The sequence below is a fragment of the Catenibacterium sp. UBA627 genome, assembly GCF_002299355.1.
GTDB classification, from domain to species: Bacteria; Bacillota_I; Bacilli_A; order Erysipelotrichales; family Coprobacillaceae; genus Catenibacterium; species Catenibacterium mitsuoka.
The window spans coordinates 5,227-25,755 of sequence record NZ_DBPF01000097.1 but is presented as its reverse complement, the minus strand read 5'-3'; the positions used below and the strand labels follow the sequence as shown (position 1 = coordinate 25,755).

General features: G+C 34.4%; 22 protein-coding genes. 1 reads left to right on the top strand and 21 read right to left on the bottom strand.

What is annotated here, in order from left to right; genetic code table 11:
• Nucleotides 1-61: 61 nt before the first annotated feature.
• The 20 genes from B2S90_RS06195 to B2S90_RS06100 all read right to left on the bottom strand — a co-directional run bounded on the left by B2S90_RS06195 (nt 62) and on the right by B2S90_RS06100 (nt 19,262).
• The gene (locus B2S90_RS06195) at nt 62-1,267 is read right to left on the bottom strand and encodes a bifunctional folylpolyglutamate synthase/dihydrofolate synthase (protein WP_286696727.1); all 1,206 of its coding nucleotides are present in this window, start codon (nt 1,265-1,267) and stop codon (nt 62-64) included.
• On the bottom strand, nt 1,267-1,923 hold the full coding sequence (locus B2S90_RS06190; RefSeq protein WP_278780023.1) for a uracil-DNA glycosylase: 657 nt from the start codon (nt 1,921-1,923) through the stop codon (nt 1,267-1,269). Before B2S90_RS06190 ends, B2S90_RS06195 begins: the two co-directional genes overlap by 1 nt.
• Nucleotides 1,910-2,740 carry a Cof-type HAD-IIB family hydrolase gene (locus tag B2S90_RS06185; protein WP_055233862.1) on the bottom strand — a complete coding sequence of 277 codons (831 nt, stop codon included), beginning with the start codon at nt 2,738-2,740 and terminating at the stop codon, nt 1,910-1,912. Before B2S90_RS06185 ends, B2S90_RS06190 begins: the two co-directional genes overlap by 14 nt.
• Nucleotides 2,741-2,743: 3 nt before the next feature.
• Entirely contained in the window at nt 2,744-3,565 is an 822-nt protein-coding gene (locus tag B2S90_RS06180; RefSeq protein WP_055233861.1) for a Cof-type HAD-IIB family hydrolase, read from the bottom strand.
• Between the two features lie 2 nt (nt 3,566-3,567).
• Nucleotides 3,568-4,332 (bottom strand): alpha/beta hydrolase, encoded by a 765-nt coding sequence (locus B2S90_RS06175; protein WP_286696726.1) that lies wholly within the window; start codon nt 4,330-4,332, stop codon nt 3,568-3,570.
• A gap of 34 nt (nt 4,333-4,366) precedes the next feature.
• Nucleotides 4,367-4,654, bottom strand: a complete 288-nt coding sequence (locus tag B2S90_RS06170) for a septum formation initiator family protein (RefSeq protein WP_055233859.1) — start codon at nt 4,652-4,654, stop codon at nt 4,367-4,369.
• A 72-nt stretch (nt 4,655-4,726) separates the two neighbouring features.
• Entirely contained in the window at nt 4,727-4,999 is a 273-nt protein-coding gene (locus B2S90_RS06165; protein ID WP_006505749.1) for an RNA-binding S4 domain-containing protein, read from the bottom strand.
• Nucleotides 4,999-5,691, bottom strand: a complete 693-nt coding sequence (locus tag B2S90_RS06160) for a glycerophosphodiester phosphodiesterase family protein (RefSeq protein WP_286696725.1) — start codon at nt 5,689-5,691, stop codon at nt 4,999-5,001. Before B2S90_RS06160 ends, B2S90_RS06165 begins: the two co-directional genes overlap by 1 nt.
• A 172-nt stretch (nt 5,692-5,863) precedes the next feature.
• Nucleotides 5,864-6,196 carry a hypothetical protein gene (locus B2S90_RS06155; RefSeq protein WP_055233857.1) on the bottom strand — a complete coding sequence of 111 codons (333 nt, stop codon included), beginning with the start codon at nt 6,194-6,196 and terminating at the stop codon, nt 5,864-5,866.
• Nucleotides 6,197-6,225: 29 nt separating this feature from the next.
• A complete protein-coding gene (locus tag B2S90_RS06150) occupies nt 6,226-7,545 on the bottom strand; it encodes a M18 family aminopeptidase (protein WP_055233856.1) in 1,320 nt (439 codons plus the stop codon).
• Between the two features lie 68 nt (nt 7,546-7,613).
• Entirely contained in the window at nt 7,614-9,044 is a 1,431-nt protein-coding gene (locus tag B2S90_RS06145) for an amino acid permease (protein WP_279147487.1), read from the bottom strand.
• 279 nt (nt 9,045-9,323) lie between these two features.
• The gene (locus B2S90_RS06140; RefSeq protein WP_055233854.1) at nt 9,324-10,964 is read right to left on the bottom strand and encodes a putative manganese-dependent inorganic diphosphatase; all 1,641 of its coding nucleotides are present in this window, start codon (nt 10,962-10,964) and stop codon (nt 9,324-9,326) included.
• Between the two features lie 10 nt (nt 10,965-10,974).
• Entirely contained in the window at nt 10,975-11,634 is a 660-nt protein-coding gene (locus tag B2S90_RS06135) for a helix-turn-helix transcriptional regulator (RefSeq protein WP_055233853.1), read from the bottom strand.
• A gap of 114 nt (nt 11,635-11,748) precedes the next feature.
• Nucleotides 11,749-13,017, bottom strand: a complete 1,269-nt coding sequence (locus B2S90_RS06130) for a glycoside hydrolase family 1 protein (protein ID WP_286696724.1) — start codon at nt 13,015-13,017, stop codon at nt 11,749-11,751.
• Nucleotides 13,010-14,311, bottom strand: coding sequence for a PTS sugar transporter subunit IIC (locus B2S90_RS06125; protein WP_055234492.1), 1,302 nt, complete (start codon nt 14,309-14,311; stop codon nt 13,010-13,012). Before B2S90_RS06125 ends, B2S90_RS06130 begins: the two co-directional genes overlap by 8 nt.
• A 2-nt stretch (nt 14,312-14,313) precedes the next feature.
• Nucleotides 14,314-15,702 carry a glycoside hydrolase family 1 protein gene (locus B2S90_RS06120; protein WP_286696723.1) on the bottom strand — a complete coding sequence of 463 codons (1,389 nt, stop codon included), beginning with the start codon at nt 15,700-15,702 and terminating at the stop codon, nt 14,314-14,316.
• Between the two features lie 109 nt (nt 15,703-15,811).
• Entirely contained in the window at nt 15,812-16,609 is a 798-nt protein-coding gene (locus tag B2S90_RS06115; protein WP_286696722.1) for a MurR/RpiR family transcriptional regulator, read from the bottom strand.
• Between the two features lie 69 nt (nt 16,610-16,678).
• A complete protein-coding gene (locus B2S90_RS06110; protein WP_055289821.1) occupies nt 16,679-17,023 on the bottom strand; it encodes a zinc-ribbon domain-containing protein in 345 nt (114 codons plus the stop codon).
• On the bottom strand, nt 17,024-18,412 hold the full coding sequence (gene gltA / locus B2S90_RS06105; RefSeq protein WP_278779362.1) for an NADPH-dependent glutamate synthase: 1,389 nt from the start codon (nt 18,410-18,412) through the stop codon (nt 17,024-17,026).
• A 1-nt stretch (nt 18,413) separates the two neighbouring features.
• A complete protein-coding gene (locus B2S90_RS06100) occupies nt 18,414-19,262 on the bottom strand; it encodes a sulfide/dihydroorotate dehydrogenase-like FAD/NAD-binding protein (RefSeq protein WP_055234482.1) in 849 nt (282 codons plus the stop codon).
• A 167-nt stretch (nt 19,263-19,429) separates the two neighbouring features.
• Between B2S90_RS06100 and B2S90_RS06095 the strand changes: the two genes are divergently transcribed.
• Nucleotides 19,430-20,218 carry an HAD family hydrolase gene (locus B2S90_RS06095; protein ID WP_286696721.1) on the top strand — a complete coding sequence of 263 codons (789 nt, stop codon included), beginning with the start codon at nt 19,430-19,432 and terminating at the stop codon, nt 20,216-20,218.
• Between the two features lie 16 nt (nt 20,219-20,234).
• Here B2S90_RS06095 and B2S90_RS06090 read toward each other — a convergent pair whose 3' ends face one another.
• Entirely contained in the window at nt 20,235-20,465 is a 231-nt protein-coding gene (locus B2S90_RS06090; protein WP_055234481.1) for a hypothetical protein, read from the bottom strand.
• Nucleotides 20,466-20,529 lie beyond the last annotated feature (64 nt).

Here is a 20,529-nt window from a genome sequence, read left to right as displayed (position 1 = left end):
TTATACTACACACGTGTTACATTTTAAATAGAAAAAAGTCAGACTTACGTGTAAGTCTGACTTAATAGTTCTGTTTGAGATACTTTCTTACTGATGAAATAAAGTGTAGTGACCCTGTTATAACAAGCTGATCATGTTTAAGTAAGGCTACTTTGATTGCCTCCGCAAAGTGAGGCACTACTGTTACGGTACTGAAACTGCGATAATCCTCAAAATCAGACGCACGCTCATCATTAAATGAAGTGAGATATATTGGATAACCTGCTTCATCAATAAGTTCAATCATTTCATCCACATCTTTATCCTTTAAACAAGAGAAAATAAAGACAGTATCTTCAGTACGCATATACTGCATTGTTGTTAAAAGAGCTTTAACACCATCTGTATTATGTGCACCATCAAGAATTACCTTATGTCCTGCTACATTCATCATTTCGAAACGACCATACCACACTGCTTCTTCAACAGCTTTTTCAGTTGTTTCTTCATCAAGATTAATCAACTTATTCGCAATTGTGAGTGCTAAACGTGCATTTGCAACCTGGTAGATTCCTTGTTTTTCTAAGGTAAAGACCATATCACGATAACGGAAATGGAACGGATAACGTGATACCTGATATTCCGGCACAACAACCATTGTCGCACCCATGGCATCACATTGCTCCTGTAATCTTGCAAGAACCATTCCTTCCACTTCACTTGTAATAAAATACTGTCCTTCTTTGATGATTCCCATCTTTTCATTAATGACATCATAAAGACTTGGGCCAATCTGATCTAAGTGATCGTTACCAATATTAGTAATTGCACTGATAATTGGCTGAATCACATTTGTCTTATCATTGGCGCCGCCAATACCGCACTCAATAATACGATAATCTAAATCATGTGAAGAGAAGTAATCAAGCATGATTAAAACATCAATTTCAAACATGGATAAGTTCTTTTCTTCAATCACTGTTTCATATTTATTAATAAGTGCAAGAAGATCTTCATCACTAATAGGCTGATCATCAATACGAATGCGATCATTATGCTTAATCATATAAGGAGAAGTAAATGTTCCTACATGATATCCATGTGCATTCAAAATGCTTCTTAGATAGTTGACTGTAGATCCTTTTCCATTCGTACCGGCAACATGAATCATATTCTTCTGTTTTGTATTAATGTCTAACTCTTCTAAAATTCTCCTAAAAGATTCAATTGTATTCTTATGTCTTTTAGATTCAATATATGCGATTGCTTTATCTATATTTCTAAACATCAGTCAATCCTCCAATCTATAGGTTCAATTCCTTGACTTACAAGAAATTCATTTGTACGAGAAAATGGCCTTGAGCCGAAGAACCCACGATGGGCACTTAAAGGAGATGGATGTGCGCTTGTAATAACGCAATGCTTTGTTGTATCAATCATACTTGCTTTATTGGCAGCCTGACGTCCCCATAAAATGAAAACAAGAGGCTTTTCACGTTTATTCATTTCTTCAATAATATGATCAGTGAAGATTTCCCATCCTTTACCTTTATGAGAATTCGCACATCCTTCCTGTACTGTTAATACAGTATTCAATAAAAGAACCCCCTGCTTTGCCCATGATGTTAAATCTCCATGATTGGGAATATCAATACCTACATCGCTGTGAGCTTCTTTATAAATATTTACAAGTGAAGGTGGTGTGCGTACACCTTTATTCACACTAAAAGCTAAACCATTGGCTTGATGAAGTTCATGGTAAGGGTCCTGTCCAATAATAACCACTTTAATATCTTCATAATCACAAAAATTAAATGCATGCAGTATATGGTTATGAGGTGGAAATATTGTTTTTGAAGCATATTCTTCTTCTACAAATTCATGTAACGCTTTGTAATAAGGCTGCTGTGCTTCATTTTCTATAATTGATTTAAATGTCTTCATGGAAAATAAACTTCTTAATCAATTCTGCAACTACACCTTCATTATTATCTGCATGCGTTGTGTAGTCACATGCCTTCTTTACATCTTCAACTGCATTACCTGCTGCAACAGATAGACCTGCTTTTTTAAGCATAGCCATATCATTATAGTTATCTCCTACTGCAATTGTTTCTTCAATCTTAATACCTAGCTTATCTGCAAGATCCTGTAATCCCTGTCCTTTATCTACGCCTTCTCGATTGAATTCCATATAACGGTTAGAAGAATAGCTTACTGCACATCCTTTGGTAATTTCTGTCATCTGAGGCTCTAAACTCATTAAATAAGGCACATCCACATTCTGATATAGAATCTTCGCAATAGTCGCATCCTTTAAGAAATCAACAGTGTTTTCTTCAGGATAAACAACTTCAAGTTTCTGATTCTTCAATCTTTCTGCTTCAGATTCACTTAAGTTATAAATATAAAGTGTATCATTTGTATAAACATGAATACAGACATCCTGTTTCAGACCAAATTCAAAGATTTCCTTCATCTTATCAAACCCTAAACCATTGAATTCAATAATACGATTTCCTTTATTTTCAGTTAATGCACCACCATTGAAGCTTAAGACATATTCTCCTTCCATATCTTTTAAGCCTAACTGTGTCAATTCTGGCTGAATCTGCATATAACCTCTTCCTGTTGCAGGTACAAACTTCACACCACGTTCCTTCACTGCTTTTTGAATCCAGTAAATGTTACTTTCTGGTACAACATGATCATCATTTAATAAAGTTTCATCTAAATCACTTGCAATTAACTTATATTCCATCTCTTATACCCCCTTTAATACAAATTTTTCAATTACTTCCTTCACTGCACCTTCATCAAAATTCTTTTCACAGACATAATCACTGATTTCTTTAATATCATCATGAGCACAGCTCACGCAGGCTCCTAGTCCTGCTTCCTTGATCATTGATACATCATTGTAATTATCACCAATCGCAATCGTATCCTTGATATCAATATTCAAATAATCTGCAAGCCACTTTAAACCCACACCCTTATTAATGCCAATCGCATTGCATTCTAGATAACGATCAGAAGAGAAAGTGAGTTCTACTTGATCTCCAATATCCTGATACATCTCATCACGTAACTCCTTAAGATAATTAATATCTCTCTTTACCAAAAGAATCTTTGCGATAGATTCATTTTTTAAGAATTCCGTCTCATGATCATATATCACCTTCATTGGTGTTTTCTGTTCAATCTTTCTATTTACTTCAAATTCATCTGGGTTATAAATATAACAACAATCTAAAGTAAATACAAGCATACAGAGATTTTTTCTACATCCATAGTCAAAGCATTTCTTTAATAATTCATAATCAAGACCCTGGAAATGAAGAATCTTAAAGTATTTATTCTCTACAACAAGCCCACCATTAAAGCAGATAGAATACTCACCTGGCATATCATATGTACCAATTTCTTTAAGAATATCCCCAATCATTCTATGAGATCGTCCAGTGGCTACTACAAAACGCAAACCATGCTTTTTAGCTTCACGTATTGCCTCCTGATTAAATACAGGAACATGCTGACCTATAAGAAGTGTTTCGTCTAAATCCGATAACATCATTTGATACATAATTATTTTCCTCCATATAAATAAAACATAAAGACTGGTACTCTATTTCTCCAGCAGGCTTCACTATGTACATCCTCTTCGAAGACACGATACATATAATGAATGCCTTTCTGTCTTATTAAATATTCTATTTCATTATTAGACCATAAATAGTCCTGACTCAATGACTCATCATCATAACCTTCTTTACCACCTACATCAAAATAAAAGCGTTCAAGACCACTTAAGTCACTTGTCTTCACTAACTCAACAAATTCCTTCTGATAAAGCCAATATGCTGTTGATATTGCAGCACCTTTATGAAATACATCGGGATGCTTCATACAGGCATAAGCAGTGATTACTCCACCAGAAGAACTTCCTACCATAGCAGTATTATCTTTAATAGTTCGAAAGCGTCGATCTATAGAGGGCTTCAAATCATGAATCAGCCACTGACAATAGTCTTCTCCTGTACCTTTAATTATCTCATGAGTATCATCACGCATTAATGTACCACTTTCAACATCCCATGGCCCATATTCACTTGCACGGCCATATTCACTAAAGACACAAGGAATAGCCACAACTATGACCTTCATCCCACTTCTTTTTAAATAATCCTCCATACCCCAGCTTACTTTAATATAAGCCTGATCATCAAAAAAGGCATTCTGACCATCATTCATATAAAGAACAGGATATCTCTCTTCACTTTGATAATAATCATCAGGAAGATATACAATTATATTTTTATCTCTACATTTATTATAAATCTTTTGAAACATATAATCTCCTTACAAAAACAAATAAGCCTCATGCTTATTTGTTTTCCGGTAGAATAATCACTTCTTCACCATTTTTAGAAAATATATAATGACTACGTGCATAACGTACTACATAATCACTATCATTCAAACTATCTACTTCTTTAGCAAGCTTTGCTTTTTCTTTCTTTAATTCCTTCTCTTGTACAACAAGTTTCTGATAAGTGGCCTTTTCAGCCTGAATATGCTGTACTTTTGCGATTAAAGTATAAATGAGAAATGCGGAAATCACAATAAAGACTAATCCATATATATTACCCATTTTTCTTTTCTTTTTAGCCATTCGAGTCAACTCCTTAACTAATCGCATTATACCATTATTCTGCGATTAAAAAAAGAACCTTACAAAAGGCTCTTAGTAAATAGTTTCTTCTTCTACTTTTTCTTCTTTAATAATTTCATAAAGAGAAGATGCTTCATCCTTTAATACATGATCTTTAAGCATCAATACTTTCACTGTTAAGATAGTACGTCCAAAGCTGACTTCTATTTCATCACCAATTTTCACTTTAGTAGCAGGTTTAGCTACTTTACCATTTACTTTAACACGTGATGCTTCACTTATTTCTTTAGATAATGTTCTTCTCTTAATAATACGTGATAACTTTAAAAATTTATCTAGTCTCATTATTTATCCTCTTCAAATAATCCATTCGCAAATATAAAATCAATATCTTCTTTCTTAAAGAAGTCATACTGTTCTTTTTCTTTAATTGTCCAGGCACCTATTTTAATATGTCTACTTTTTAAATCTACTATTTCTTCATGTGTTAAATAAGAATAACGACTATGAATACCATCTAAATGATAATCAATCACCTGCTGCTTACACTTCTTATAACCTCTTAGTACGATTAAGGCATAATAAGAATCAGGCATTAAAGCACGCATATTTAACAATCTTTCTAGACTTGTAGAAGAAAAATAAATACGATCTGTCATATGATGCTTCATAATCACATCTCTTAGTTTTTCTTCAAGACCACTTGATACAGTATCCTTGATTTCTATATTCAATAATTTATCGGTAGAATCAAGTAATGTCAAGAGAGAATCAAGCGTAGGAATCTGTTCTGTGATATCCATCTTATTATTATAATTATATTGACGTGCTTCATTAAATGTCATATTTCTTAAAACACCTTTACCATCACTGGTACGATTGATCTTATCATCATGTAATAACAGAAGTTCGCCATCTATTGTCATCTGTACATCTGTTTCTATACCTTCAAATGAAGAATTTACTGCTTTTTCAAAAGCCGACATTGTGTTTTCTGGAAATAAATCACTATACCCTCTATGTGCTAATCTTTTCATTATAATCACCCTTTCTAACAAAAAAAGCCAGCGTTCAGGTCACTGGCATGAGGCAGTTGAAGAGAATCGGCAGGTGCTAATGTTCTCTTCCTAATCCATTATAACATCTTTCTGTAATAAAGATAGTCATAAAAGGTTAAATATAGATTAAAAGTGTTTCCGTGGAAATCTTTTATTTTGGCCATTCTTTACTGCACAAACGATTTGAAGCAATCATTCCGATGACTAATACAAGGAATGAGAAATCAATTCCTTTAGGGAATAAAACATTTAAAATTAATGCAAAGAATATGCTGAGTAATGTAATATTTAATGATTTAGAAGAGATTTTTCTCTCTTTATATATCTTATATTGCATCTTGATCTGCAGGAACGCCAGAACAAGCGCAACAACCGCAACTAAGCTATCGATATAGAAATTGATTAAATACTTCTGATTGATGAACTCTTTGACAAACATAAGAGCAATATAGGAAGTCATGGTTCCTACCATCATAGAAACCATGAGCTTCTCTCTATCTTGTTGAAACTTCATTAGCGTTTAATTTCTAAGCTATGAGTAGATGTTTCCTGAATATGTGAATCAAATAATGCCTTCATTAATGTGATTGCATAGTAAGTATCCTTGATACCAGCAGTTTCATATGATGAATGCATTGCAAGCTGAGGTAAACCGATATCTACAGCATTCATAGAAGCCTGAGCCATAGCGATATTACCTAAAGTACTTCCTCCAGCCTTATCTGAACGGTTAGCGAAATACTGTAGAGGTACATCTGCCCCAGATGCAAGAGCCTTTACAACTGCCATTGATACACCATCACTTGTATATTTCTGACCAGCATGTGACTTAACTACAACACCTTCATTCATATAAGTGCAGTTAGTTGCATCAGTATGTTCTGGATGGTTTGGATGTACGGCATGTGCATTATCTGCAGAAAGCATGAAGCTTGATGCAAGTGCACGGTGGTAATCTTCTTCAGTCTTACCTAAAGCACTGTTGATACGAGTTAATGTATCTCTTAATAATGTAGAGTCAGCACCCTGCTTAGTTCCTGAACCTACTTCTTCGTTATCAAAGCAAGCCATGATATCGACAGATTCATCGTTATAACCAGCAAGTAATGCCTTTAATGAAGCGAAACCACACTGTAAATCATCTAAGTGACCTGCAGAAATGAATTCTTCATTAGCACCCCAGATAGATGGAGCCATACGGTTGTAAAGATATAAGTCATGTCCTAAGATGTCTTCTTTCTTTACACCTAATTCATCAGCAATAATCTGTTTGAAGTCTTTCTGACGATCATCACCAGCACTTAATAATGGAAGCATATCTACCTGTAAGTTATACTTGAATCCATCATTAGCAGCACGGTTCATATGAATAGCTACATTAGGAATCATTAATAAATCACGATCAATATTTAATAACTTAGTAACAATGCTGTTACCTTCAGATACTAATACACGACCAGCAATTGATAGAGGACGATCTAACCAAGTAGCACATAACATTCCTCCATATCCTTCAGTATTCAACTGAGTATACTTATTCTTCACTTCGATTTCAGCATTTTCTTTAACCTTGAAAGTTGGTGAATCTGTATGTGAAGTAACGATGTTGAAACTGTAATTATCTAATTTTGTACCTACTTTAAATGCTAAGATACTCGTATTATTTCTTGTTACATAGTACTTACCACCTGGTACGATATTCCAGTGTTCACTTTCTAATAATTCTTCGAATCCATCAGCATTTAAGATCTGACGATAGTTTTCTACTGCATGGAAAGCAGTAGGACTTTTTGATAAGAAATCTAATAATTCTTTTGAAGTTTCCTTAAACATTTTTATTATCTCCTTAATTGATATAAAAATATCCTTCTGGCCCTGCCAAAAGGATACTTTTATATCATTTATCTTTTTCCTTCACGGCGTTCTTTTTCTGCAAGTTTAGGCATGATCAATCCTAAAGCACAAAGAACTACAGGGGCAATTACGTTTAATGCGAATGTGAATGGATCTTTGTCATACATACCAAGTACACAGCAAGCACCAGTTACGATAAAGCACCAGATACCGAAGAACTTAGCAACAGCCTGATTCTTAACGAAACGATAATCTGCTGGGAACTTGTCCAAAGCCTGACGTAAAGCAATATAAGCGGCAAATACCCATAAGTAACGCATTGGCATACATACTGAGTTAAGTTTATTTAACTGTTTTAATACGGCAGCTGCACCAGGAACGAATGACTGGATTAAGATGATTGAACCAGAAAGTACAACAACTAACTTAATACCGTTAATATATGCACCATACTTGTTCTTCTTGAATAAAACAGATGGGATATATTCTCTAGTTTTTTCGTTATCCAATAACATTCTAAGTGGAGCATCAATACTTAATACTAAAGTAGAGAACTGACCAACCATGTTACATAATGCGTAGATAACTAGTAATGCATCACCCATATGATAGTATTCACCTAATTTCTGGAATGACCAATAAGCTCCGTTAGCAACATAGCTTTCGAATGCCTGTTCAGAAGCATTGATCATCTTAGGATCGAACATCATACCCATTGCGAATGTACCTAAGATAGCACATACACAGACCATGATAGCAAGTGCAATCATACCTTTAGGGAATCCCTTTTCAGGGTTTTCTACCTTGTTAACATATGGTGAAATCTTTTCACATCCACCAACTGCGAATACTAAGATAGATAATGATGTGAAGTACTGTACATTGAACTGTGGCACGATGTTTTTAAAACTAAAGTCCATATGTACATAACCACCATTAGGGTTGATAGCTGGTGCTGCGAACATCATTAAGATATAAAGGATTGACATAACAAACATTGAAGTTCCTGCTAATGTAGCAAGTTTCTTTAGTGGGTTTAATCCACGGCTTGCGATATAGCAGAAAAATAAGAATACAGCAAGTGTAGCTAACTGAACATAGATAGTTGGTAAGCTATCATAAACCGTATGATTTCTGAAGATTACCCAGCTAAGAGCCTTTAATCCACCAGTACCTTTACTTGCGATATAAGTGATGTGACAAGCCCAATAAGTGAACCCTGCATAATATGCAAGTTTAGGACCCATTGTTTCCATGATCCATGAGCTGACACCCCCACCGGCATTTTTAAATGCTGAACCAAGTTCACCAACCATAAGGGCATATGGTACGAAGTATAAAGCGAACATTAAAATCCAGCTGAATATAACCTGGATACCGTTGAAGTAAACGAAACCATTTAGTACGTTACCAAATCCCCAAACAGTAGAAAATGCCATAAAAGCCAGGGTATACCATTTCATTTTTGAGTTTTCCATACTTTCCTCCTTAAATATTTTGTGTAAAAATTAAAACAATCTTTTTATGCCTCAATAAGTATACCAAATTTTTTACATAAATACCATACTTTTATATGTACAAAACACAAATTTAGATAAAATTATAGCGATATTTATGGTGATGTAGTGAAATATTGTTTTAAGTAGCTGTTTCAATTAAGTGTGCAATAATAAATTATTCTTATTGTTCTAATTTATCAACATTTTCAAATAATAAAAAAAGCTATTCGTTGAGTTCTCAACAAATAGCTAAATTTATTAAGCGTTGATTGCACGTGTGATAGCTGGAACAACCTGCTTCTTACGAGAGATAACACCTGGTAAGTTTGCTTCATGTTCAACTAACTGTACATTGAAGGCATTTTCTACATATTCTGGATGAGTACCAGCAACAAATACTTCACTTGTTGCATTGATGACATCAGTTAATAATAGAACTGCTGCATCAAATCCATTTTCAACACATAGATTTTCCATATATTCAAGCATTTCACCCTTAAGTGGTGCAAAGCCATCGATATCCATAGTGTTAACCTGAGCGATACCTACTTTTGCATCACCAATGTTGAATACCTTGTAATCCTGGTTATAGATTTCTTCAATAGTCTTACCAACTAATGAAGTACCAGCCTTAAACATTGCAAGACCGAATTCCTCAGCATCTACACCAGCGATTGAAGCTAATTCTAAGGCGATTTCCTTGTCAGTCTTTGTACAAGTTGGAGATCTGAATAATAATGTATCAGAGATGATAGCCGCTAACATTAAACCAGCCACATTCTTAGGAATTTCAATACCCTGTTCTTTATACATCTTTGCAATGATTGTACAAGTACAGCCAAGTGGTTCTGCTCTAAACTGTAATGGACCAACAGTCTGGAAATCAGCCACTCTGTGGTGATCAACTACTTCTAGGATTTCAGCTTCTTCGATACCTTCTACAGCCTGTCCTCTTTCGTTATGGTCAACAAGGATCATCTTCTTATGATCACCAGTAATAACCTGGAAACGAGAGATAGTACCTACTACCTGATCATTTAAGTCAATAACAGGATATGAATGATATCTTGTTTCACTCATAACTTCTTTTAAGTAGTCAACAGTATCATCTGTAGAGAAGCATGTTAAATCACCCTTCTGCATAACATATTCAACAGGTACTGCCTGAATGATCTGCTGTGAAGTCTTGAATGTAGTGAAAGCAGTAGTCACTACGCTGACACCTGCGTTCTTACATTCTTCTAGAACTGATTCTTCTAAGTGTAATGAGTTAGTAAGGATGATTAAATCAACCTTCTTCTTCAACATTTCACGAATACCTTCAGTTCTGTCACCGCCAGTAATGATAACATCATGTTCATTGACATGATCAATAACTTCCTGAGAGTTCATACCAGTAATATGAAGACTACCCTTGATAGTACGTAATTCAGGGTTTAAATAAACAATCTTCGCGTCTAATGTATCTACAACGTTTTCGATTGGAGTATGTGCATTCTTTAAGATATCTTTATCCCAGTCTTCCATATAACCTTCAATAATGTTTGTAGAAGATAATAAACCAAGAAGATGAGAATGATCATCTAATACTGGAGCGCTCTTTAAGTTCATCTGGCACATTAATGACCAGGCAGTTCTTAAAGTGAGTTCTTTAGAGAAAAGAGTCACCTGATCATAATCAAGATCTTCTACTTTCTGTTTAACTGATTTTAATAACTGTGGTGTATGTGCATTAAATCTCTTTAATACATACTCAGTTTCACGGCTTACTTCACCAAGTCTTACTGGTACTGCCTGTCCGTACTTATGAGTTGCATTTAATAAATATGAATAACTGATGGCCGCACAAATTGAATCTGTATCCGGATTCTTATGACCACTTACGTAAACTAAATCCATGTTTTTCCTCCTATACTTTCTTTAAATAACGATAAATTGTTGGTTCAGAAACATCTAACTTATCTGCAACTAGGGCAATTGCACCTTTTACTTTAAATGTTCCTTTATCCTGTAAGTATTTAACAACTCTGATCTTTTCTTCTACTTTTAATCTTTCTGCATGAACATAAGATGGAACTCCCATATTCTGCATACATTCATTGATGTATTTTTCTACCATCTCATCAAGTGGAGAAGATAAGATTTCGATTGGGCTATCATATTTGAATTCTACATTTGTATTATCTTTAATGCCAAGAATTCTTCTCATCGCAGTTTCAATATATTCAAAATCTGTGACGTTAACGTTAATACAAAGCATACCAACAGGATAAACATTTCCTGGTTCCTTGATCCAGTATGTTGAAGATTTTAACAGTTTACCATCAGGTCCTGCTGTTTTGTAGTTCATGACATAGTCACTTTTTTCATACTGTTTTGTTTCTAAATAATGAACAGATAAATTTGAAAGCTTAGCACCAACTTCTCTGCCAGAAATCTCTCCGTTTGCGATAGCAACAACTTCCTGTTCAGGAGATGTGAGATCGTGTAAAGCTATTTCAACATTGTCCCCTAACGCAACACCTAAGAATGGGACAAGCGCTGCATAGGGTTCTAATAATTTATGCATTATACTTCCTCCTTTACAACAGAGTATTTTATCATAATAAAAAAAATCAGTAAATTATTATTATCATAAAATAGATTTTTTTTATTTAAACTAAAAAAGACACCAATTTGGTGTCTATATATTATTCGAATAGTATTTTTTAATAACATTAAGTGTGAGGGCATTGTTTTCTACTATTTCACCATAGAAATATCCACTTGGCTTGAGTGTTCTTTTATAAGTTTCATGATCAACTGAAGCCAAACCAAATGTAGGTGTATAAGTTCCCCATTCCCAGTTATCAAGCAAGGACCAATGAAGATAACCTAATACTTTCACACCGCTATCCATCGCCTGCTTGACAGCCTGTAGTACAGCCGCAATGTAAATGATACGATATTTATCATTCTTGCAAGCAATACCATTTTCAGTAATAAGTACAGGCTTATCTTTTAATCTATTTAAACAGTGATAAATGACCTCAGGACAAATATCATCACTAAAATATGGAACATCCAAACTGTGAATACTGCTTGCTTCATAGCGATCAAATCTAAACATTTCTTTTCTACTATTAATCAATTGTCTAGTATAGACATTCACCGCCCAGAAATCACATGTTCCCTTTAATTCTGGCATATAAATAGCATCATGGAAGGGAACAACAATCTCTCCTGTTCTTATTGCATGCAAGAAGAATTCGTTTTCCATATAATCAATATAATCTGCCATAATCTGATCCGGTTTATCTGTAACACCTCTCATTGGTTTCTTTTCTGCATAGTTCATTGGAGATGATACAGGCTTATTAGAATATTTCTTAATGACATGATATGCTTTGGCATGATACTGAAGCAAATTAATACTTTCTTCAATTGTATATTCGAAGACGATGTTCATCTCATTGAGGATCAACCAGCATTCTACATATTCATCATATTCTGCTACAACCTTTTCCACATATCTTAAGAAATAGTCAAGATTATCCATAGTTTTAAATGCACCTAACTGGTGAAACCAAACAGGATGTGAATTATGATGAAGTGTTAAACATACTTTAATGTTATTCTTCCTTAATTCTTTCAAGACATCTCTATAATGTTCAATCTCTTTTTCATTAAACTGCCCTTCTACTGGTTCAATACGTGACCATTCCAAAGACATACGATATGAGTTTAAATGCATCTTCTTTAGTAATGCGATATCTTCTTTATACATTTCATAGCTATTACATGCACGTCCTGCCATTTGATAAGGTACACCACCGTAAGCAAACTTAGGTGCAGTCTCCTTATCATCATAAAATGAATTGTTGTTACCTTCAATCTGTTGTCCCGCAGTAGAAGCACCCCATAGAAAATCTTCTGGGAATGTAATATCTGAATATTCTAGTATATTAATCATTTACATTTTCTTCCTTCATTTTATTTTCTTCTTCTAATGCCTGTTTATCTAACATCTTAAAGAATGGATACCAAACAACACATGACAAAACAACTGCAACAAGTTCATAGATACCTGCACTAATGCTTCCATTTACCATACCATGAATAAATGGTGGAAGAGATCCTGTTCCAAGAATACCAATATAAGGTGCAATGATATGAAGCTTCATGAGTAAGTAACCTACAGATGACACAACGATTGGACATACAATAAATGGAATGATTGTCATAACATTTAACATTAGTGGTAAGCCAAAGATAACTGGTTCATTGACACTGAAAATTCCACAAGGGAGAGTAATTTTACCAAATGCTTTATATCTTTCACTCTTAGCTGTAAAGAACATCATAATAACTAAACCAATTGTCGCACCACAACCACCAATACAAGCTAAATCCCATAAGCCAAAGTTAATAGTATGGACAATCCCATGTCCTGCAGCAAGTGAAGCTGTGTTTTCTGACATATAACCTAACCAAACTGGAATAAGAATTGGTAAAACTGTCTGTGATCCATGAATACCGAAGAACCATAATATTTGGGCAATTACTAATAATAAGATAAATGCAGGGAAACTTCCTACTAGAGACTGCAATGGTGTCTGAATGATTGTATAGATAAAATCATTAAATGTCTTAAAATGAGTGATAGAGAAACCATATTTTATAAGACCAAACACTAATACAATGACAACTGCTGGAATTAATGAAGTGAATGAGTTGCTGACCATTGGTGGAACACCTTCTGGCATCTTGATTGTAATATTCTTATTCATAAAGAACTTCATAATCTGAATGACAATCAATGAAACAACAATTGCTGAAATAACAGCTTTTGGTCCAAAATAAGCTGCATTAAACATATTAGTCGATACCATACCTTGTTGTTGTACAGTAATAGGTGCTAATAGAATGAATGTCACTAAAGATATTACTCCTGTATTAAATGCATTCTTTTCAATGCCATAAACCTTAGCCCCATTATATGCAATAGAGAATGCCATAAATAAGCCAATAAGCTCTGTAGTGACACTAGGTACAAAATTAATGATAGTCAATAAGTGTGTTGCCTTTAAGAAATTCTGATAAGGTGACCATGTGATAGAAGTTAAAACCGAAAAAATTGCTCCTACCATGATAACACCTAGAAGTGACATAGAACCTCCTGATACTGCCTGCAATGCTTTAATTCTAGATATTTTATTTGCAACTGGAATAAATTTTTCTTCCATGAATTGTATAAACTTGTTCATAATTATTCTCCTTTAAGCCCATTATTCTCAATAACATTCTTATACCAATAAAAACTGTTCTTCTTAATACGTGCACATGATTTTACATCTGTATTTGTACGATCTACATAAACAAGACCATAACGTTTATTAAAACCTTCATGTGAACTGACAACATCCAAGAATGACCAAGGACAATATCCAAAAAGCGGATACCCTTCTTCAATCAGCTTATAACACTGATTAATATGTTTTGTCAGATAATCAATACGATAAATATCATTAATTGAACCATCTTCTTCTATTTTATCTGTATAAGCCATACCATTTTCAGTAATAATCATTGGTAATTCATATCTGTCATAGAGATTTCTAATTCCAATATATAGACCATCTGGATCAACTCCAAAATGCATCCATTCTGTTGGTTTCAATTTTTCATTATTCACAACATAGAACTGATCACTGATATAGAACGGTGGCATTCTTGTACATTCATCATCTGGACGTTTTGCTCTGACTGTGCAGCTTGCATAATAGTTTACACCAATGAAATCTGGATGATTCTCTTTAAGATAATGGAAATCTTCTTCATTCATTTCTGGATAAACATCTCTATCCTTCAAATATTTTGTAAAGTGATGAGAGTAATGCCCCTTAATAGATAAATCAAGGAAACTCCACTGCACTTCATCCTCTGCATTCTTTGCAGCAAGCACATCTTCTGGTGCGGACGTTGCTGGATAAATCACCTGCATCGCAACTACATGTCCAATTTTTCCATCAGGAACCATTTCTTTAAAATAACTTGTTGCAATTTTTTCAGCTAAAGTCATATGATATGACATCTGATATAGATTCTTTTGTCTTAAATGTGGATCTTTTTCAAGATTCATATTCATATCATCTGGTGCCGTAGCACACATCTGTTCATTGATGGTTGCCCACATTTTAACCTTCGATCCAAATTCTTCAAAACAGATTTTGGCATATTTTACATATGCATCTACACATTTACGACTCTTCCATCCTCCATACTTTTCAATCAATGCATAAGGCATTTCAAAATGATAAAGTGTTGGAAACGGCTGAATTCCATTTTCAAGAAGTGCATCAATGAGTTTATGATAGAAATCCAATCCTTTCTGACTGACATTTTCACCATCTGGCATGATTCTTGACCAAAAGAATGAAAAGCGATAGACTTTCATCCCCAGTTCTTTCATCAATTGCACATCTTCTTTGACATGATGATAATGATCCGAGGCTGTTTTATAGTCTGCCAAACCATCTGGTATATGACGCATGTCGCTATTCGCTATACCTCTTTCTTCATTAAAACCGCCTTCTACTTGAAAGGCACTTGTTGAAGCGCCCCATAAGAAATCTTTAGGAAATTCTTTGTTTTTCATATTCTTTTTCCTCCCACAGATATCTTAATACAAAGTGAACTCATTTTTTTCGTCAAAAAAATGCTGAAGATGTCATATTCTCCAGCATAATTTCAGTTTATGAAATTTTTTATATATGTGAGTAGTTAATATAGTAGTAAATGATAATCAACTCAATGGTGTACATCAAAGTAATACGCCCTTCAGTATTACTATTTGTCTTATTACAAAGAATAACTTCATCACATGCACTAATAAGCTTACCAACTGTAATCATAGATATAGCCACAATCTTACATTCTTTTTCTGTCAATATATCAATAATCTCTGTATTACGATAAAAGAAACTTCCTTCTAAAGAGATGATGAAAACAAGAGAATGTGGTGCAAGTCTTTTCGCAAGTTCTAATTGTTTTTCATCAGAAACACCTAATTGAATTAAACGATTCAAACTTGCCATCTTATTTTGGAAATGAATACCTACATAATTGGCATATTCTAAACCAAATAAAGCAATTTCCTTCGCCTGATAGATCATTTCACAAACTCTATTCAATTGGCGATAATCTATATGGTCAAAAGTGAATTGTATGTTCTCAATGACATTTTCTGTATACCTTTGATAAATGGGCTTTAAGTCTTCAGCAGTTGCCATATTGATACGTTTAGAATAATCTACATCAATAGTCAAAGTATTATCTATATCATTCTTAAATTGTTTATAGCTATCATACCCAAGTGTTCTCACAAATCTTGTAATAGATGAAGACGACACATAACACAAATCAGCTAGATCAAAAATAGTCAATTTTGGAATCTTATTATAATTCTGTAATATTGTCTTAGCGATATCCGCATTCACTTCTTTACCATCGCCATAATTTACAATACTTAATAATCGAGACATGATTGAAATACCTTTTGGCATAATAAACACCTCCATTTCTCTATTTTACTAAATCAGATTATTACTTTACAAGTATGAAAAACACAGGAATCAAAAGATTCTGATTCCTGTGTTTAATAATAATGCATAAGTTGCAATAAAATTCAATATAAAACTAACGATTCCTGTAATCAAACATGCCTTTGCCTTTTTAGGAGTCATTCTTCTTTTCATAAAGAAGAAGATAACACCCATAAAAGGAAATAAGAATGAAATGATACATAATCCAACAGAGGCACGATCTTCTTCATAATAAGGACTTGTATAGCCATTACTAGAAGCATAGTCTTCCATAGTTGTGTAGTCTGTTCTATTTTCTAATCTTACAGGTTCTCCACAATTAGGACAGAACTTTGTACCTGCCTCTAATTCTTTACCACATCGTGTACAATACATTTATTCACCACTTAATTTTTCATCAATAGCTTTAGCTGCTTTTTTACCAGCACCCATAGCAAGAATTACAGTAGCAGCACCAGTAACAACGTCACCACCAGCCCATACGCCTTCTTTAGATGTATGGTTAGTTTCTTCTTCAACAATGATACCGCCCCACTTCTGGCAATCAAGACCAGGAGTAGTCTGTCTAATTAATGGGTTTGGAGACTGACCGATTGCGATAACAACTGTTCCACAATCAATAGTGAAGTTAGTACCTTCTTTTGCAATTGGTCTTCTTCTACCAGATGCATCTGGTTCTCCTAGTTCCATTTCTACACATTCAAGAGCCTTAACTGCACCATTATCACCATGAACAGCAACTGGATTAGTTAATAACTTGAAGATAATACCTTCTTCCTTAGCATGATGTACTTCTTCAGCACGTGCAGGAATTTCAGCATCACTACGACGATATACGATATATACGTTCTTAGCACCAAGTCTCTTAGCAGTTCTTGCAGCATCCATAGCTACGTTACCAGCACCTACAACACATACTGTATCAGCTACTTTTACTGGAGTAGGATGGTTAGGGAATTCATAACCCTTCATCAAGTTAACACGAGTTAAGAATTCGTTTGCAGCATAAACGCCATCAAGGTTTTCACCTGGGATACCCTGGAAACGAGGTAAACCAGCACCAGCACCTACGAATACAGCATCATAGCCACTTTCCTGTAACTCATCAATTGTGATAGAACGACCTACTACAACGTTTGTTTCAAACTTAACACCTAAGTCTGCAACACCATCAATTTCAGCCTGTACTAAATCTTTTGGTAAACGGAATTCTGGGATACCATAAGATAATACACCACCCGTTTTATGTAATGCTTCAAATACAGTCACATCATAACCACGTTTAGCAAGTTCACCTGCACAAGAAATACCTGAAGGTCCTGAACCTACAATAGCCACTTTCTTGCCATTCTTTTCGATCTTAGTTTCAGCTGGCTTGCCATGATCTCTATGGTAATCAGCAACGAATCTTTCAAGTCTACCAATCGCAACTGATTCACCCTTAAAGCCTCTTACACACTTACCTTCACACTGGTTTTCCTGTGGACATACACGACCACAGATAGCAGGTAAAGCATTTTCTGTAGTGATGATTTCATAAGCTTTTTCAAAATCACCATTCACTACTTCCTGAATAAACTGAGGGATAGGTACATTTACTGGACATCCCTCTACACAGCGAGGCTTTTTACAGTTTAAGCAACGAGTTGCTTCTTCCTGAGCCATTTCTTTTGTATATCCTAAAGCAACTTCTTTAAAGTTAGTTGAACGAATTTCAGGTTCCTGAGAAGGCATTTCTACCTTTTTATTTGACATATTAGGCATATTATTTAACCCCCTTCATTAAGTTACACATACGGTCTGCATTGCTGTCAACAAGATGTTCTTCTTCCTTGAACATTCTCTGTCTTGCCATTAATTCATCAAAATCAACATTTAAACCATCAAAGTCCGGTCCATCAACACAGGCAAACTTGATTTTACCATCAACAGTTACACGGCAGCATCCGCACATACCAGTACCATCAATCATGATTGGGTTAAGTGAAACCATTGTCTTAATATCTCTAGGTTTAGTTACTCCAACAACTGCCTTCATCATTACAACTGGTCCAATTGCAATAACTTCATCATACTTTTCACCCTTATCAAGTAAATCAGTTAAAACATCAGTAACAAAACCTTTTGTACCTGCAGAACCATCATTAGTAGCGATATATACATTATCACAGAATTCTTTAAAACGATCTGCCCATAATACATACTGTTCTTCACGTCCACCGATGATTACATCAACCTTAGTACCAAGTTCTGCTAGTTTTCTTAACTGTGGGAATAATGGTGCACTACCCACACCACCAGCTACACCGATAACATGATCCTTCTTTTCAAGATGTGTAGGGACACCAAGAGGACCTACGAAGTCAGTGATATAGTCTCCTTCTTCTAACTTAGCAAGCTGTTTAGTAGAGTAACCTACAATCTGATAAATTATTGTGATTGTTTCCTTTTCTCTATCATAATCAGCAATTGTAAGAGGGATTCTTTCTCCGTCTTCTCCTACACGTAAAATAATAAACTGCCCTGGTTCACATTTTCTTGCAACCATTGGCGCATGTACTTCCATTAACTGTACAACGTCATTAAGTACTTCTTTTTTTACAATCTTATACATATTCTCAATCCTTTCTGAATCTTATTTAATCTTATCACATATTAGGTTACTATTCAATGTCGCTTGATAGTAAATTAATGCGCTAACATGTGGCATTTTCAATAATTGAGAGATTGTTGACAGATGTAATTATTTGTGGTTTAGTTTATGAAGCAAGGAGAATAATTATGAGTCGAAGAGTTGTATTTTTTGATATCGATGGTACTTTATCTACAGAAACAGACTTCACTGTTCCTGAAAGTACAAAAAAAGCAATTAAACTAGCTCAGGATAATGGACATATCCTGATGGTGAATACAGGACGTACTATTTGTATTATAGAAGATGTAATTAAAGAATTAGGATTAGATGGTTATATCTGTGGTTGTGGAACTAATATCTACTATCATGGTAAAGAAATCTATCATGCTAAACTTCCTTCAGAATTAAAGAAAGGAATTGTGAATAAAGCGGTAGAATTAGATATTGATGCCGTGTTAGAAGGTCCTGAATCTATTTATTTCCCTGAAACAATTAAGACAAAAACAGTTCAGGAAATCAAAGAACATTATAGTGATATTAAAGTAAATGTTCCTGTATATCATAAAGATGATGAACCTAATTTTGATAAGTTCACTGCATGGTATACACCAGAAGATGATATTGAAGCATTTAAGGATGCATTTAAAGATGATTTAGAATACATCCAGCGTGCTGAAGACTTCATTGAAGTAGTTCCTAAAGCATGTTCTAAAGCAACAGGTATTCAAACATTTATTGATCTCATTGGTGCTTCTATTGATGATTGTATTTCTATTGGTGATTCTACAAATGATCTACCAATGTTGACTTATACTAAGGAATCAGTAGCTATGGGTAATTCTAATCCTGTTCTATTTGATTATGTAACGTATATTACAACTGATATTGAAGATGATGGCATCTACAATGCCTTAAAGCACTTTAACGTCATCTAATCAAAAAGCAGCCGTTCTAGGCTGCTTTTTGAAATGATACGATTCTTTCTCCATGGAATGAGACTTGTCCCTTTTGTCCTTCTAGATATTCATGAGGTTTTGTTACTTTGAGTGTGATTTCTTTTCCTAGTTCAGATTCAAATATGATCTTATCTTCAAGGACTTCTTTTACGATCACATCTTCAGTGATGTAGTATTTTGTAAGGAACAAATATAAGAACAACAATAGTAGAAAAATAAAAAGCACAAGATTCACCTCTTTCTTATACAATTATTGTAACAGAAAAGATGTGTAATACTTGTGATTTTTT